Origin of the sequence: Streptomyces millisiae, assembly GCF_031845425.1 — a bacterium.
Taxonomy (GTDB): Bacteria; Actinomycetota; Actinomycetes; order Streptomycetales; family Streptomycetaceae; genus Streptomyces; species Streptomyces millisiae.
In genome coordinates this window covers 57431-70431 of sequence record NZ_JAVREM010000021.1, presented here as the reverse complement: position 1 = coordinate 70431, position 13001 = coordinate 57431, and the positions used below count along the sequence as shown (strand labels likewise).

The following is a 13001-nucleotide window of genomic DNA, read 5'->3' as shown; positions in this document are numbered from 1 at the left end:
ATTTCTGCGGTCATGCCCCTACGGTCCTCATACCCACTTATCGTGGCCAGCACTACATCCGGTACGCACGGTCCGGGTACGACCACGGGTCGTCACCTGTCAGCAGAGAAATGTGGTGGCATGGCCGAGGCAGAAGCACAGTCGCAAGAAGCACAGTCACAGTCGCAGGATCCCGAGGCGGAACTGCCCGAGGACAACGACGGCGCCCGCGACTTCATCCGCGCCGTGGGAAAGCTCTTCAAACGGGCGCGCGAACGCGCCGGCCTCAGCCAGCAGGAGGCGGCCGACCGCCTCAACTACGGTGTGGACATGGTGGGTTCGGTGGAGAGCGGCCGCCGCGTCGCCTCCCCGGAAATGCTGCTGGCGGCCGACAAGCTCTTCGGCACCGGCGGCCTGCTGACCGCCGTCATCGACGACCTGGAAAAGGCCCGCACCAAGGCCAGGACCCGACACCCGGCCTGGTTCCGCGTGTTCGCGCGGCTCGAAGGCAAGGCCGTGGAAATCCACGAGTACAGCACGATGGTGATTCCCGGGCTACTCCAGACCGAGTCGTACGCTCGCGCGCTGTACGGGGTCCGGCAGCCGCCATTCTCGAAGGAGACGATCGACACCCGCGTCGCCGATCGCCTGGAACGTCAGAAGATCCTGCACAACTGGCCGCCGCCGAAGGCGAGCTTCGTCATCGAGGAGTCGGTGCTGCGTCGCCAGATCGGCGGCCGTGAGGTACACCGCGGACAGCTCCTCAATCTTCTCCGGGCGGCGGAACTCCCCGGCACCGAGCTCCAGATCATGCGCACCGATCAGCCAGAACACCCGGGATTGACCGGCCCCTTCACGCTGCTCACGCCCAAGGGCAAGTCCCAGCTGGTCTACATCGAATCCCATGGACAGAACCGCCTGATCACCGACGCGGAACAGGTACGTCTGATGGCGGCCCGATATGGAAGTATCCGAGCACAGGCTCTCAACTTCCGGGAGTCCACGGAGCTGATCGAGAAGCTGTTGGGAGAACTATGAGCAACGAGACACCCGAGCTCGCCTGGTTCAGGTCCAGCTACAGCGACAACGAGGGCGGTCAGTGCGTCGAGGTCGCCGTCGAGTGGCACAGGTCCAGCCACAGCACCAACGAGGGCGGCGCCTGCGTCGAGGTGGCGACGTGCGCCGACGCCGTGCACGTTCGCGACTCCAAGCTGACGGACGGCCCACGGTTCCACACCTCCCCCGCCGCCTGGTCGGCCTTCCTCACCCACGCCAGGACGACTACCCACTGAAACCGGGGCCCTCGCCGTACGGCGAGGGCCCCGACCCGTACTACCCGGGCGTGTACGTACTCCTGTCAGGCGCAGAGCGCAGCCTCAGGCGCTGGCCTGCTCGGTGACCGCGTTGACGGCCCCGGCGGCGACGTCCGGTTCGTCGACGTAGACGTAGTGGCCGCTGTTCTCGGCGGTGACGAGCTCGCTGTCGCTGGACAGCGCCAGCCACTGCTCCTGGCCGACGGCCCAGTCCTCGTCCAGCCCCGGCCCGTACTCGGGGACCTCGGCGAACTGGGCCAGGCCCCGTCGGACGACCTGGACCGGTATGTCGCCGGCGGAGCCGACCTCGCCGTCGGCCATGACGAGCTGTTCCGGGTTCTGTCCCTCGAAGATGGCGAGGGTCTGGGCGCGCAGCTCGGCGGCCGGGCCGGTGGCGGTCTCGGGGATCCGGTTCGTCAGGTCGGCGACCTGGGTGGGCGGGGTGGCGTCCAGCAGCACCAGACCCGCGACCCGGTCCTGGTGCTCGGGCGCGTAGCGGGCCGCGATCAGGCCGCCCATGGAGTGGCCGGCCAGCACCGCGCCCTCGTCCCCGGCGACCGCGTCGAGGACGCCGTCCAGGACCTCACTCGTGTCCTCGTAGTCCTGCGGCCCGGCGGGCTGGTCGCTGGCGCCCGCGCCCAGGCGGTCGTAGGAGCAGACCCGGCCGTCGGCGCTCAGCAGCTCCTGGAAGTCGGCCATGGCGGTGAGGTCGTCGCCGCCGCCGTGCAGCAGGACGACGGTTGGCCGGCCCTCGACCGGGGTGCCGGAGCAGGAGACGTTCACCGAGTACTCCCCGACCGTGATCGTCCCGGTGCCGGTGAACAGATCCGCGTCGGCGTCCCCGGCGGGGGCCTCGGTGGTCGCTTCCGTCTCCGGGGTCGACTCCGTCTCCGCGTCGTTGCAACCGACGAGCCCCACACCGGCCAGGGCGGTGCACAGTGCGATCGCGGCGGCCGTTCCGAACTTCCTGCGGGCCATGGGGCTTTCCTCCAACACGTCGTGCTTCGACATCGGGTCACCGTGGTGTGACCTGGAAGAAGTTAGAGAAGTCCGCCACACCAGCCCATGGCCCTGTGACCCGTGTTCACAGGGGGGTTGGGTACACCCCGGCGTCGGTGTCTGCGGCCAGTGCCCGGAGTCCGGTTGATCGACAGGCTTGAGGCAGTCGATCGGACCCACGTCCAACGCCCAAGGAGAAACGTCATGATGCGCCGTCGCCTCACCGCCGCCGTCCTGTTCGCCGCCACAGTGGTGGGGGTGACGGCCCCCGTCGCCGCCGCCGGTGGGCGGGACACCGACGCCGTGCAGCAGCAGCTGGACCGGCTCGTGGAGGAGGACGGCGTGCCGGGCGCGTTGGCGTTCGCCGGGGACCGCACCCACACCGCCGGCACGGCGGAGGCCGGGAGCGGCCGGGAGATGGTCGGCTCGGACGGCAGCGTGCGGATCGCGAGCAACACCAAGTCGTTCACGTCGGTCGCGGTGATGCGGCTCGTCACCGAGGGGCGGTTGGGGCTCAACGAGCGGGCCGGCCGGCACGTGCCGCTGCTGGCGAACAGCGCGGTGACGGTGCGGCAGTTGCTGTCCCAGACCAGCGGACTGCCGGAGTACGTCGGCCTGATGGACTGGACGGACCTCGACGTCACCGACGAGGAACTCCTCACCCTGGCGCTCTCCCAGGAGCCGCTGTTCGAGCCGGGCACGGACTGGGCGTACACGAACACCAACTACCTCGTCCTCGGCATGGTCATCGAGGCCGTCACGGGCGACGACTTCCGCGCCTACGTCGAGGACACGATCATCACCCCGCTCGGCCTCCAGCACACCTACTGGCCGGAGCGCGGCGAGTTCGGCCTGCGCGGCGAGCACGCCCACAACTACGGCGTCAGCCCGGCCGATCCGGCGGCCGGCGTCACCGACCTCACCGAACTGCCGGGGCACCTGTTCGGCGCCGCCGGGGGCCTGGTCTCCACCCCGGAGGAGCTGAACACCTTCTGGGAGGCGCTGTTCGGCGGCGAGCTGCTGCCGCGCTGGGCGGTGTGGCTGATGACCCACGACGTCTCGGCGGTCGGCGGCGACGGCGTCTTCCCGGCCGGCACCCGCTACGGCTACGGCGTCGCCAGCTTCCCGCTGAGCTGCGGCGGCCGGTACTACGGCCACGGCGGCGACCTGCCGGGCGACACGGTGCTCGGCGGCTGGGCGCCCGGCCGGGGCGACGACCGCACGGTCACCGCGTACACCACCACCATGGCCGTGCCGGGCCACACCCGCACCCACCTCCAGGAGACCGTCGACGCCGCCCTCTGCGCCGACGGCCGCCGCTGACCCCCCGGCAGGTCGTCGGCTCAGTCGAGGCAGAACTCGTTGCCCTCCGGGTCGGTCATCACCACATGCCCGCCGGCGAGCGGCGGCGCGGGCTCGTGGCGTTCGACACGAGTGGCGCCGTGGGCGACGAGCCGCTCGGCCGCCGCCTCCAGGGCCGCCATCCGCGCGTCGCCGGTGAGCCCGGGGGCGGCTCGCACATCGAGGTGCACGCGGTTCTTGGCCAGCTTGCCCTCCGGCACACGCTGGAAGAACAGCCGTGGCCCGGCGCCGTCCGGGTCGACCACCGCCGAGCGGTCGTTGCGGCGCTCGGGCGGCACGCCCAGCGCGTCCAGGGCCTGGTCCCACGAGTCGAAGCCGGCGGGCGGGTCCTGCAGCCGGTAGCCGAGGGCCAGCGCCCAGAAGTCGGCCAGCGCGGCCGGGTCGGCGCAGTCGAACGTGATCTGGATGTCGTGGGCCATATCAGTTCCCCCTCCCAGGGGTGTGGAGGTAGAGGTCGCGGAGCAGGCACACCTCGGAGAGGTGGTGGATGACCTCGCGGTTGATGTGCAGCACCAGCTCCGCCAACGGTCGTTCGGCGTACGGGCCTTCCGCGGCGCCGCAGCGGTGGGCCAGTCCCTCCTCGCCGAGGGCCGCCACGCCCGCCTGCCAGCTGGCGTACTCGGCGTCCAGCTGGGCCAGCGCCTCGGCGGCGGTCGGCGCGTAGGCGAACGACTGGTAGTCGGTGGCGGCGCGGCCGAAGTGGGCGGCGTTGCGCATCGCGAGGACGCCGACGATCACATGGCCGAGCCGCCAGGAGATGGTGGTGAAGGGTGGTGGGCTGGGCTCGGGCATCGCGAAGTCGATGGTCATGGTGCCGGAGCCGGCCCGCACCGGAGCGCTGCCGGGCGCGCCGCGCGGGCGCACGTTCCAGCAGTCGGGCACCGGCTCCCAGAAGTACTCGTCGTCGGTGAGCCCGTCGAGGCGTTCGCGCAGCTGGCTCGTCCAGTGGTGGTCGAGCTGCGCCCGGAGCAGGGGGTTCCAGGTCCGGTCCCAGGTCTGGTCGGTCATGGCGCCAGCCTCCCGCATATCGCGGACAGCTTCGTTCCGTGATTCGCCGCGTTTCGTGGCACGATGACCCGATGACCGTGGAAGGGACCACCGAACGGGTGTTGCGGCTGCTGGCCCTGCTGCAGCGCCGGGCGTCGTGGACGGCCGCCGAGCTCGCGGCCGAGCTGGGGGTCACGGACCGTTCGGTGCGTCGCGACGTGGAGCGGCTGCGGGCGCTCGGCTACCCGGTGCACGCCCTCCCCGGCGTCGGCGGCGGCTACCGGCTCGGCGCGGGCACCCGACTGCCGCCGCTGCTCCTCGACGACGAGGAGGCGATCGCGACGGCGGTGTCGCTGCGACTGGCGTCGGGCGGCACGGTCGCCGGGGCGGGCGAGGCGGCGCTGCGGGCGCTCGCCAAGCTCGACCAGGTGATGCCGCCCCGGCTGCGCGCCGAGGTGCGGGCGGTGCACGGCGCCACCGAGACCCTGGTCGGCCCCGGGGTCGAGATCGACGCCGAGGTGCTGGTGACGCTCGCCCGCGCCTGCCGCGACGCCGTCCGGGTGCGGTTCGGGTACGCCGGCCGGCACGGCGGGGAGCACGAGCGCACGGTCGAGCCGGTGCGGATGGTCACCACCGGGCGCCGCTGGTACCTGATGGCCTGGGACGTCGACCGCGCCGACTGGCGCACCTTCCGGCTCGACCGGATGGGCGAGGTGACGGCGACGGACTGGCGCTTCAGGCCCCGGGAGCACCCGGACCCGGTCGCCTACGTGCGGCGGTCGGTGACCGAGTCGCCGTACCGGCACCTGGCCCGGGTCCGGCTGCGCGCCCCGGTCGAGCGGGTGCGGGATCTGGTGCCGCCCCAGGTGGGACGGGTCGAGGAGGACGACCGCGACGGGTGGTGCCTGCTGGTCGTCGGCGGCGACGACCTGAACTGGCTCGCCGGACGGGTGGCCATGCTGGGCCTGGCCGCCGAGATCGTGGACCCGCCTGAGCTACGCGAGGCCGCCGCCCGGCTCGCCCGCCGCCTCACGTCGATGGCGAAACCGGCGGACTGACCCACCTGGTGGCTCAGAGGACGAACGGCTCCGCCCCCGAGGACCTCAACGCCTGGAAGCCGCGCCCTGCAGCATCGCGAGGTGGTGTGGGTTGTGGCTCGCGGTGCCAGTCCTTGCCTCAGAGCCGCCGTGCGGTGCGGTGCGTGATCGCGAACCGCTAGATCGAGCGTCCGTGCCGGGCGGCCACCAGCAGGTCCACCAGCAGGTCCACGTTCGTCGAGGGGTTCATGCTCGACACGCTCGGCCCTGTTCGTCGCAGTTCCACCGCGCGCTGCCGTGCCTGCTCGAACCGCCCTCGAAGCGCGTCGAAGTCGAAGTCCTTGCGCTCGACCGCGTACCCGCAGGTTTCCAACGCCGCTAGCACCCGCTGCATCTCCTCGGAGCTGTGGTAGTTGGAAACGGTCTTGAAGTGCAGCAACAGCCAGAGCTCGAAACAGGGATTGGACAGCGCGACACTGATCCCGTGCTCCCGGGCGAGCCGGATGGCTGACGGCAACGACGGATGAGCCACGGGCGCTTCGACGTCCATCACGCACCAGACCTCGTCATACGCCGTGTAGCGATCGGCGGCCGACCTCGGGGCCCTTTCCTTGTGATCAATCGCGGCACGCACCAGGGATTTCGGCTCCCTGTGTTCTCGGCCGATCTCCACGGAGACGGGCAGCGCCCGTAGTTCGCTCTTCAGACTCTTGAAGTACCGCTTCTCCGTACACTCGCCTTCGCAGTAGATCAGGAATCTACGCTGCTCCTGACGAGAACTCTTCCGTCGGTCCAGCGACCTCTTCCCTCTGCCCCGCCCCACGAGTACTCCTGTCTCGCCTCGCCTCGGCCACGCCACGCAACATGTCGTCGTCCAGGAAGGGCACTGCCCCGTATCGCCCCTCCAGGTACCGCTTCTCCAGGTTCTCGATTCCGTCCCGAACGTGGAACTCCGTCAACGGGAACAGGCGAGTCGAGAGGCTTCTCGGATCCTTCTCCGTGAACCACACCTGGTCGCGGAAGAGTTCGGTGCGCGCGCTCCTGCCCAGCAAGCTCGCCTCGTGCGTGCTGAAGACGAGTTGAGCCCCCAGAGGGTTGGTCTCGGGACGTTGGAAAATGCCGACCAACGCGTCCGTCAGATAGGGATGCAGCCTCGCGTCGAGTTCGTCCACCACGAGCACGGCTCCACTGGTCAGGGTTGTCACCACCGGACCGACGAGACCGATCCAGGTCCGCGTGCCGCTTGACTCATCCGCGAGCCCGAGTGCGAACTTCCCCTCGTCCGTCTGGTGTTCGACCCGCACATCCTGCGAGCCATCACGCTTGATCTGAACTTTGTCACCAAGCGTCTGCCGCACGAGCTGCGTGAAACGCTGGTGCATCTCTTCCGCGGCCTCGTCAGGCTCGGAGATCTCCAGACCGGCGACTCCCAGATCCGCGAAGCGCAGCAGGTCCATCACCAACGTCGCGTACGACTGGTGGGAGGACTCCGTGTAGAGGTGCACCGTGTGCTGAAGACGGTCCGCGAAGTCCAGGTCCGTGGCAGGGAGCAGGCCATACCGGAACCATCCGTAAATCCGCCGCAGTTGTTCGTGCCCCTGGGCGGCGGCGACAGAGAGATAGAGGCTGTTCGGTCGCAGCAGTTGGGCGATCATCGTGCGGCGCCCGGTGAGCCATCGGCTGAACTTCAGGTCCGGCTCCCCGGACTTCCGCTCGTACAGGCGGCGCGCCCTACCCTCCGGGTAGTAGTACAGCCACTCTTCGAGCACCTGTTCATCGTCCACGGCGAACCCGAACTCGTAGCGGACGTCGTCGACCACGAACTCGATCACGAACTCACTGGGGACCACCGAGGCGCCGGCGCGCAGTTTGAAGGGGCGCCTTGGAATCCCCCCGGACGGGTCCCAGTGTCGGAACGACGAGAGCACGGCATCGCGCATCCAGGTGATCGCGTCGATCACGTTCGACTTGCCGGAGGCGTTGGTGCCATAGATCGCAGCGGTGGGAACGACCCGATGGTCACTGCGTGGGACGGACCTTTCGGCACGCTCCGGGTGACGGTCCGAGGCGACAAGGGAGAGTTCCTGTTCGTCCCTGAGCGATGCGTGGTTGGTCACCTGGAACCGCAGCAGCATGGCAGCCCCTCTCCTGCGCGTGATCATGCCGTTTAGCTAGCGTTTCCGTCAGGACTTGACGATACAAGCCCTGTACGGCATCGGCTAGCGCATGTTCACCCTCAGGGATGAGGCCGTCAGAGGACGAACGGCTCGGCGTTCTCCTGGTCGGAGACGAGCGCGCGGCCGGCGTCCTGCCAGGCGTGCAGGCCGCCGGCGACGTTGGCGACGGCGATGCCCTGCTGGGCGAGGTAGGCGGCGACCTGGGCGGAGCGGCCGCCGACCTTGCAGACGACGTACAGCGTCTCGTCGCCCGCGGCCTCCTTGATCTCCGGGAGGCGCTCGACGACCTGGCCGATCGGGATGTGCAGGGCGCCCGCCGCGTGGCCCGCGGCCCACTCCTCCGGCTCGCGGACGTCGAGCAGCGGCGCGTCGGCCGGCACGGCGGTCGGGGGGACGTTCTGCACGGGTGCGAAGCTCATGGGCCCGAGACTACTCGCCGCTGCCCGCGGGTCCGGTCCGGAGCCGTCAGGCGGACTCGCGCAGCCGGGCCAGCTCGGCCTCGCGTTCGACGACGCGCTGCCGGAGGCCCTCGGCGATCTCGGCCAGCATGCCGTCGGGGTCGTCGCCGGCCATCCGCAGCATCGAGCCGACCGCGCTGTCCTCCAGCGCGGCGGCGGCGTCGGCCAGCAGGTCCTTGCGCTGGGCCAGCCACTCCAGGCGGGCGTACAGCTCCTCCTGCCGCTCCCACGCCGGCTCCTCGCCGCGCGGACCGCGGTCCCACTCGTCGGCGAGCTCGCGCAGCGCGTCCTCGTCGCCGCGCGCGTACGCCTGGTTGACGCGGGAGACGAAGACGTCGCGGCGGTCGCGCTCGTTCTGGTCGACGGCCAGGTCGGGGTGGCACTTGCGGACCAGCTCGCGGTAGAGCTTGCGGGCCTCGTCGGAGGGGCGGACCCGGGGCGGCTGCTGGACGGGCTGCTGGGTGAGCATCGCGTAGGCCTCCTGGCTGAAGCCCTCGCTGTCGAGCCAGCCCTGGAAGAGCTCCGCGACCTGCGGCATCGGCATGATCGCGGCGCGCGCCTCGCGAGCGCGGCGCTCGTCCTCCGGGTCGCCGGTGCGCGCGGCGACGGCCTCGGCGATCTGCGCGTCGAGCTCTTCGAGGCGGCTGTAGTAGGGGCCGAGGCGCTGCTCGTGGAGGCGGGAGAAGTTCTCCACCTCGATGCGGAAGGTCTCCACCGCGATCTCGAACTCGATCAGCGCGCCCTCGGCGGCCCGCACGGCCGCTTCGAGCCGCGCCGTCGCCGCCGCCTCGTCCGCCGCCGCCTCGTCCGTGCTCGTCGGGTCCGTGGTCGTCGGGTCCGTCGTGTCATCCGCCACGCCCACACCCTATCGGCGTGGCGCGGCCGGGGGGTCGGCCGTCAGCCGGAGGCGGGGGGAGTCAGCTGCTCCTGGCTGGGGCACTCGCTGACGTCCTCCTCGCGGAGGTGGGTCTCGGCCCACCTGGTCAGCTCCAGCAGGGCGGGCCGCAGCTCCTGGCCGGACGGGGTGAGCCGGTAGGTGACGCGCAGCGGGGGGCCCTCCTGGACCTCGCGGGTGAGCAGGCCCATGGCGACGAGCTCGCTGAGCCGGTCGGAGAGCATCCGCTCGCTGATGCCGGGGACGGCGCGCCTGAGGTCCGTGAAGTGTCCGGGGCCGCCCATCAGGGCCGCGATCAGCACGCCCGTCCAGCGCTTGCCCAGCAGGTTGAAGACGCGCTGCACCGCCGTGTCCGGCTCGGTGCACCTCGATCGCTCGCCGCCCGGTCCCGCCCGTCCTGTCAGTTCGCCCACTTCGCCCCGCCGCTCCACCATGTGTCCACCTTACCGGAACTTCGGCAGCCGCTGCAGAAAAGTAAGCTGCTGTGGTACTAATAGTTGCGTACTGCTTCGCAGCACTCTCATCAAAGCTAACCCCGGAGGGACCCCATGGCCACGCTCCTGCACATCGACTCGTCGATCAACGGCGAGAACTCGGTCTCGCGCGCCGTCACCAAGAGCTTCCGCGAGGCGTGGGAGGAACAGCACCCCGAGGGCACCGTGATCTACCGGGACCTGGCCGCGAACCCGATTCCGCACATCGACGGCGCCGCCTACCACACCCAGTACGTGCCGATCCCGGACCGCACCCCCGAGCAGCTCGCCGCGTTCGCGCTGCGCGAGGAGCTCGCCGGCGAGCTGGAGGCGGCCGACGCCGTCCTCCTCGGCGCGCCGCTCTACAACTACTCGATCCCGTCCAGCCTCAAGGCGTGGATCGACCACGTGATCATCATGGAGCGCACGGCCGGCGAGAACTCCACCATCGCCGGCAAGCCGGTCACCGTCGTCTCCAGCCGCGGCGGCTCCTACGCCCCCGGCACCCCCATGGAGGGCAACGACTACGCCCAGAGCTACCTGGAGTGGCTGCTCGGCGGCGCGCTCAAGCTGGACGTGAGCTTCATCGTGCCCGAGCTGACCCTGGCGCCGATCGTGCCGGCGATGGCCCCGCTGCTGGAGAAGTCCAAGGAGTCCGCGGCCAGGGCGCACGAGGACGCGCGCGCCAAGGCCAAGACGCTGGCCACCCAGCTGGCGGCCTGAGGCCGAGAGCCGACCGACCGCTATTCCCGCTCGTCCCGCTATTCGGCGCGGGCCCCGGCAGCCGCACCGGCCAGCGCCGGCCGCCCAGCCGCTGCCGCACCCCGCGCACCAGCCGGCCCGCCGTGAACGTGGCCCCGTGGACGAACCGCATCGAAGGGCCGAACGACGGCGCCGTCAGCAGCCCCGCGAAGAACAGCCCGGGACGCGACGACTCGAACCCGCCGCTCAACTCGGGCGCCCGGGTGCCGCGCACCGTGCGCAGCGCCTCCCGCACCGCCGGGTCCAGGATGTGCAGCCGCCGCAGGTCGGGCACGAAACCGGTGGCGGCGATCACATGCCCGGCCTCCACCGTCTCCGCTCCCCCCTCCCGGGTGGCCAGCTCGATCACCACCGTCCCGACGTCCGTCCCCTCGGCCCGCAGCAGTTCGCGGCCGAGCCGCACCGGGACGACGCCCTCGAGACGCTCCCGCAGCCACCACGCGCCGGCCGGGCCGAGCGCGGTCGCCGCGATGTGCGCCCTGGTGCCGGCCGGCAGCCGGCGCACCGCGCCCGGCAGCTCCGACCACACCCAGCTCGACCAGCCCGTGCCGAGGCCGCTGTGCGGGGCGCGCAGCCGGGCGAGCGGGCCACGGCGCAACGGCAGCGGCGTGGTGTTCCAGCGGACCGCGCCCGCCCTGGCCACCACCGTCGGGCGGGCCCCCTGCTCGGCCAGCAGCGCCGCCGTCTCCAGCGCGGCCTGGCCGGCGCCGACCACCGTCACGTCGGCGTCCTTGAACCTGGACAGGTCGCGGTGGTCGCTGCTGTGCGACGCCAGGCCGACCGGCAGCTCGCGCAGCGCCTCCGGCAGGTGGACGAACGGCATCACGCCCACGGCCATCGCCACCGTGCGGGTCAGCAGCGTCGCGCCGTCCGCCGTCTCCACCCGGTAGCCGTCGCCGTGCGGCGCGACGACCGTCACCGTGCGGTCCTCGACGGGCACCGGCAGCCGGTCCGCGAACCACAGGCCGTAGCGGGTGAAGGTGCCGATCGGCAGCGGGCACGCGTGCTCGGCACGCAACCCGCGCTCGGCGCAGTAGGCGGCGAGCGTGTCGCTGCCGACCGGCTCGGAGAGGTCGGAGGCCCAGGGCTCGGACTTCAGGTACATGCCGTCGGGCATGTGGTCGCGCCAGGAGGCCATCGGGCGGCCGAGCACCCGCAGGTCGAGGCCAGCGGCCGCGGCGTGCGCCGCGACCGAGAGCCCGTAGGGGCCGGCGCCCACCACTACCAGGTCGTGCATCGTGCGTTCTCCTTCTCCGCTGAGGGGGTGGGGATGCGGCGCGAGCGGCTGGCCGCCCGGCCGAGCAGGGCGCGCGTCATGGCGAGGAACGGCGCCGGGTCGTCGGCCGCGAACCACGCCCACTCGACCTCCCGGCCGCCGCTGCCCGGCCACCACGCCCTGCGGTCCGCGAACGAGGCGAGCGCCCCGTAGTTCTCGACCACGAACGTCCGGCCCGCGCGGGGGAGCGGCGGCCCGGGCGCGGCCCGGCCGGTGAGGTCCAGGTGCAGCGCGCGGACCGGGTCGAGTCCGGTGGCACGGTCGGTGAACAGCCGGAACTGGGCGCCGGGGCGCGGATTGAAGTCCAGCAGGTGGTAGCCGCCGGTGACGGCGTCCCGCCGCACGTCCAGGTCGAGCACCCCGTGGTAGCCGACCGCCTCGGCGAGGCCGAGGCCCAGCGCGGCCACCGTCGGGTTCGGCAGCCAGCTGCCCACGGCCGTCAGGCCGGCGCGCGGCGGCCAGGCCAGGTCCTTGTGCCCGGTGCCGGCGAACAGCGGGCGGCCGCCGGCGGCGAAACAGCCGTGGAAGAACCAGTCCGTGCCGGGGCCGCCGGGGGGCAGCCGGCGCTGGAGCAGCAGCGCGCTGCCGGCCAGCGGGCTCGACTCGTACAGCCGGGCGGCCCGCTCCGGGCTCGTCACCAGCGTGACGCTGCGCAGCCCGGCGTCGCGCGGCAGCAGCCAGGGGCGGCTCCACTTCGCCACCACGGGCAGCCCCAGCTCGCGCGCCGCCGCGGCCGCCTCGGCGGCGTCGCCGGGGACGACGGTCTCCGGGTGCGGGATGCCGGTGGCGGCGCACAACCCGGCCAGCTCCGCCTTGTCGGCGGCCCGCTCGGCCAGCCCCTCGGGCAGCCGGGGGAGCAGGAAGCGGTCGGCCAGCCGGTCCCGGAGCCGGGCGACGGCCAGCGCGCCGGCGTCGTCCATCGGCACCAGCACCGCCGGCCCGCCGATCCTGGCCGCGGCCAGGTCCAGGGCGCGCGCCACGTCGGCGTCCGACCGCGGATCGCCGTCGAAGCGGTGCGCGGCGGCGAGATGGCGGGACCGGGCGAGCGGCACGGTCGGCGACTCGACGAAGGCGTGCGTCTCGACGCCCGCCCGGCCGAGCGACCTGACCGCGCCGAGCGAACCGTGGTGGAACGGATTGCGGTCCAGCCGCAGCAGCAGCGCGGGCACCCGGGTGTCGAGGGGGACGGGCGGCGATGGCATGGGAACCGTTTTTTCACGCGCCGCCACGCGACTACCCCGGACGGGGCCCTGCGCCTCTCTCGTTCGGCCTAGGGGAATGCC

14 protein-coding genes and 1 pseudogene are annotated in these 13001 nt (G+C 71.9%); 5 read left to right on the top strand and 10 right to left on the bottom strand.

Annotation, left to right across the window (positions count from 1 at the left end; all coding sequences use genetic code 11):
• Nucleotides 1-120: 120 nt before the first annotated feature.
• Nucleotides 121-1017, top strand: coding sequence for a helix-turn-helix domain-containing protein (locus tag RNC47_RS17675; RefSeq protein WP_311599894.1), 897 nt, complete (start codon nucleotides 121-123; stop codon nucleotides 1015-1017).
• The gene (locus tag RNC47_RS17670) at nucleotides 1014-1271 is read left to right on the top strand and encodes a DUF397 domain-containing protein (protein WP_311599892.1); all 258 of its coding nucleotides are present in this window, start codon (nucleotides 1014-1016) and stop codon (nucleotides 1269-1271) included. The genes RNC47_RS17675 and RNC47_RS17670 overlap by 4 nt, the downstream gene beginning before the upstream one ends.
• Nucleotides 1272-1355: 84 nt before the next feature.
• Here the strand turns inward: RNC47_RS17670 and RNC47_RS17665 are convergent, their stop codons facing one another.
• On the bottom strand, nucleotides 1356-2303 hold the full coding sequence (locus RNC47_RS17665; protein WP_311599890.1) for an alpha/beta fold hydrolase: 948 nt from the start codon (nucleotides 2301-2303) through the stop codon (nucleotides 1356-1358).
• A 192-nt stretch (nucleotides 2304-2495) separates the two neighbouring features.
• Between RNC47_RS17665 and RNC47_RS17660 the strand changes: the two genes are divergently transcribed.
• On the top strand, nucleotides 2496-3614 hold the full coding sequence (locus RNC47_RS17660; RefSeq protein WP_311599888.1) for a serine hydrolase domain-containing protein: 1119 nt from the start codon (nucleotides 2496-2498) through the stop codon (nucleotides 3612-3614).
• Between the two features lie 20 nt (nucleotides 3615-3634).
• Here the strand turns inward: RNC47_RS17660 and RNC47_RS17655 are convergent, their stop codons facing one another.
• Nucleotides 3635-4072, bottom strand: coding sequence for a VOC family protein (locus tag RNC47_RS17655; RefSeq protein ID WP_311599887.1), 438 nt, complete (start codon nucleotides 4070-4072; stop codon nucleotides 3635-3637).
• A gap of 1 nt (nucleotide 4073) precedes the next feature.
• Nucleotides 4074-4661 (bottom strand): DinB family protein, encoded by a 588-nt coding sequence (locus tag RNC47_RS17650; RefSeq protein WP_311599886.1) that lies wholly within the window; start codon nucleotides 4659-4661, stop codon nucleotides 4074-4076.
• A gap of 71 nt (nucleotides 4662-4732) precedes the next feature.
• Between RNC47_RS17650 and RNC47_RS17645 the strand changes: the two genes are divergently transcribed.
• A complete protein-coding gene (locus RNC47_RS17645; RefSeq protein WP_311599885.1) occupies nucleotides 4733-5698 on the top strand; it encodes a helix-turn-helix transcriptional regulator in 966 nt (321 codons plus the stop codon).
• Between the two features lie 157 nt (nucleotides 5699-5855).
• Here RNC47_RS17645 and RNC47_RS17640 read toward each other — a convergent pair whose 3' ends face one another.
• The 5 genes from RNC47_RS17640 to RNC47_RS17620 all read right to left on the bottom strand — a co-directional run bounded on the left by RNC47_RS17640 (nucleotide 5856) and on the right by RNC47_RS17620 (nucleotide 9641).
• Nucleotides 5856-6500, bottom strand: coding sequence for an RloB family protein (locus RNC47_RS17640; protein ID WP_311599884.1), 645 nt, complete (start codon nucleotides 6498-6500; stop codon nucleotides 5856-5858).
• Complete coding sequence (locus tag RNC47_RS17635; protein ID WP_311599883.1) at nucleotides 6436-7812, bottom strand: AAA family ATPase; 1377 nt, start codon at nucleotides 7810-7812, stop codon at nucleotides 6436-6438. The genes RNC47_RS17640 and RNC47_RS17635 overlap by 65 nt, the downstream gene beginning before the upstream one ends.
• A gap of 116 nt (nucleotides 7813-7928) precedes the next feature.
• On the bottom strand, nucleotides 7929-8273 hold the full coding sequence (locus RNC47_RS17630) for a rhodanese-like domain-containing protein (RefSeq protein WP_311599882.1): 345 nt from the start codon (nucleotides 8271-8273) through the stop codon (nucleotides 7929-7931).
• A gap of 46 nt (nucleotides 8274-8319) precedes the next feature.
• Nucleotides 8320-9168, bottom strand: a complete 849-nt coding sequence (locus RNC47_RS17625; protein WP_311599881.1) for a J domain-containing protein — start codon at nucleotides 9166-9168, stop codon at nucleotides 8320-8322.
• 41 nt (nucleotides 9169-9209) lie between these two features.
• Complete coding sequence (locus tag RNC47_RS17620; protein WP_311599880.1) at nucleotides 9210-9641, bottom strand: winged helix-turn-helix transcriptional regulator; 432 nt, start codon at nucleotides 9639-9641, stop codon at nucleotides 9210-9212.
• A gap of 114 nt (nucleotides 9642-9755) precedes the next feature.
• Between RNC47_RS17620 and RNC47_RS17615 the strand changes: the two genes are divergently transcribed.
• Nucleotides 9756-10403, top strand: a complete 648-nt coding sequence (locus tag RNC47_RS17615) for an FMN-dependent NADH-azoreductase (RefSeq protein WP_311599879.1) — start codon at nucleotides 9756-9758, stop codon at nucleotides 10401-10403.
• Nucleotides 10404-10431: 28 nt separating this feature from the next.
• Here RNC47_RS17615 and RNC47_RS17610 read toward each other — a convergent pair.
• Together RNC47_RS17610 and RNC47_RS17605 are read right to left on the bottom strand one after the other, a co-directional pair.
• Nucleotides 10432-11679: pseudogene (locus RNC47_RS17610) on the bottom strand (NAD(P)-binding domain-containing protein); the annotation flags it as partial.
• Nucleotides 11664-12920, bottom strand: coding sequence for a carboxylate--amine ligase (locus RNC47_RS17605; protein WP_311599878.1), 1257 nt, complete (start codon nucleotides 12918-12920; stop codon nucleotides 11664-11666). The pseudogene RNC47_RS17610 and the gene RNC47_RS17605, both read right to left, overlap by 16 nt.
• Nucleotides 12921-13001: the final 81 nt, after the last annotated feature.

What these genes read in the sequence shown, in the direction of transcription:
- RNC47_RS17605 (WP_311599878.1), bottom strand. Translation starts at nt 12,920, where the DNA reads ATGCCATCGCCGCCCGTCCCCCTCGACACCCGGGTGCCCGCGCTGCTG.
- RNC47_RS17660 (WP_311599888.1), top strand. Translation starts at nt 2,496, where the DNA reads ATGATGCGCCGTCGCCTCACCGCCGCCGTCCTGTTCGCCGCCACAGTG.
- RNC47_RS17665 (WP_311599890.1), bottom strand. Translation starts at nt 2,303, where the DNA reads ATGTCGAAGCACGACGTGTTGGAGGAAAGCCCCATGGCCCGCAGGAAG.
- RNC47_RS17615 (WP_311599879.1), top strand. Translation starts at nt 9,756, where the DNA reads ATGGCCACGCTCCTGCACATCGACTCGTCGATCAACGGCGAGAACTCG.
- RNC47_RS17650 (WP_311599886.1), bottom strand. Translation starts at nt 4,661, where the DNA reads ATGACCGACCAGACCTGGGACCGGACCTGGAACCCCCTGCTCCGGGCG.
- RNC47_RS17670 (WP_311599892.1), top strand. Translation starts at nt 1,014, where the DNA reads ATGAGCAACGAGACACCCGAGCTCGCCTGGTTCAGGTCCAGCTACAGC.
- RNC47_RS17655 (WP_311599887.1), bottom strand. Translation starts at nt 4,072, where the DNA reads ATGGCCCACGACATCCAGATCACGTTCGACTGCGCCGACCCGGCCGCG.
- RNC47_RS17645 (WP_311599885.1), top strand. Translation starts at nt 4,733, where the DNA reads ATGACCGTGGAAGGGACCACCGAACGGGTGTTGCGGCTGCTGGCCCTG.
- RNC47_RS17635 (WP_311599883.1), bottom strand. Translation starts at nt 7,812, where the DNA reads ATGCTGCTGCGGTTCCAGGTGACCAACCACGCATCGCTCAGGGACGAA.
- RNC47_RS17675 (WP_311599894.1), top strand. Translation starts at nt 121, where the DNA reads ATGGCCGAGGCAGAAGCACAGTCGCAAGAAGCACAGTCACAGTCGCAG.
- RNC47_RS17620 (WP_311599880.1), bottom strand. Translation starts at nt 9,641, where the DNA reads ATGGTGGAGCGGCGGGGCGAAGTGGGCGAACTGACAGGACGGGCGGGA.
- RNC47_RS17630 (WP_311599882.1), bottom strand. Translation starts at nt 8,273, where the DNA reads ATGAGCTTCGCACCCGTGCAGAACGTCCCCCCGACCGCCGTGCCGGCC.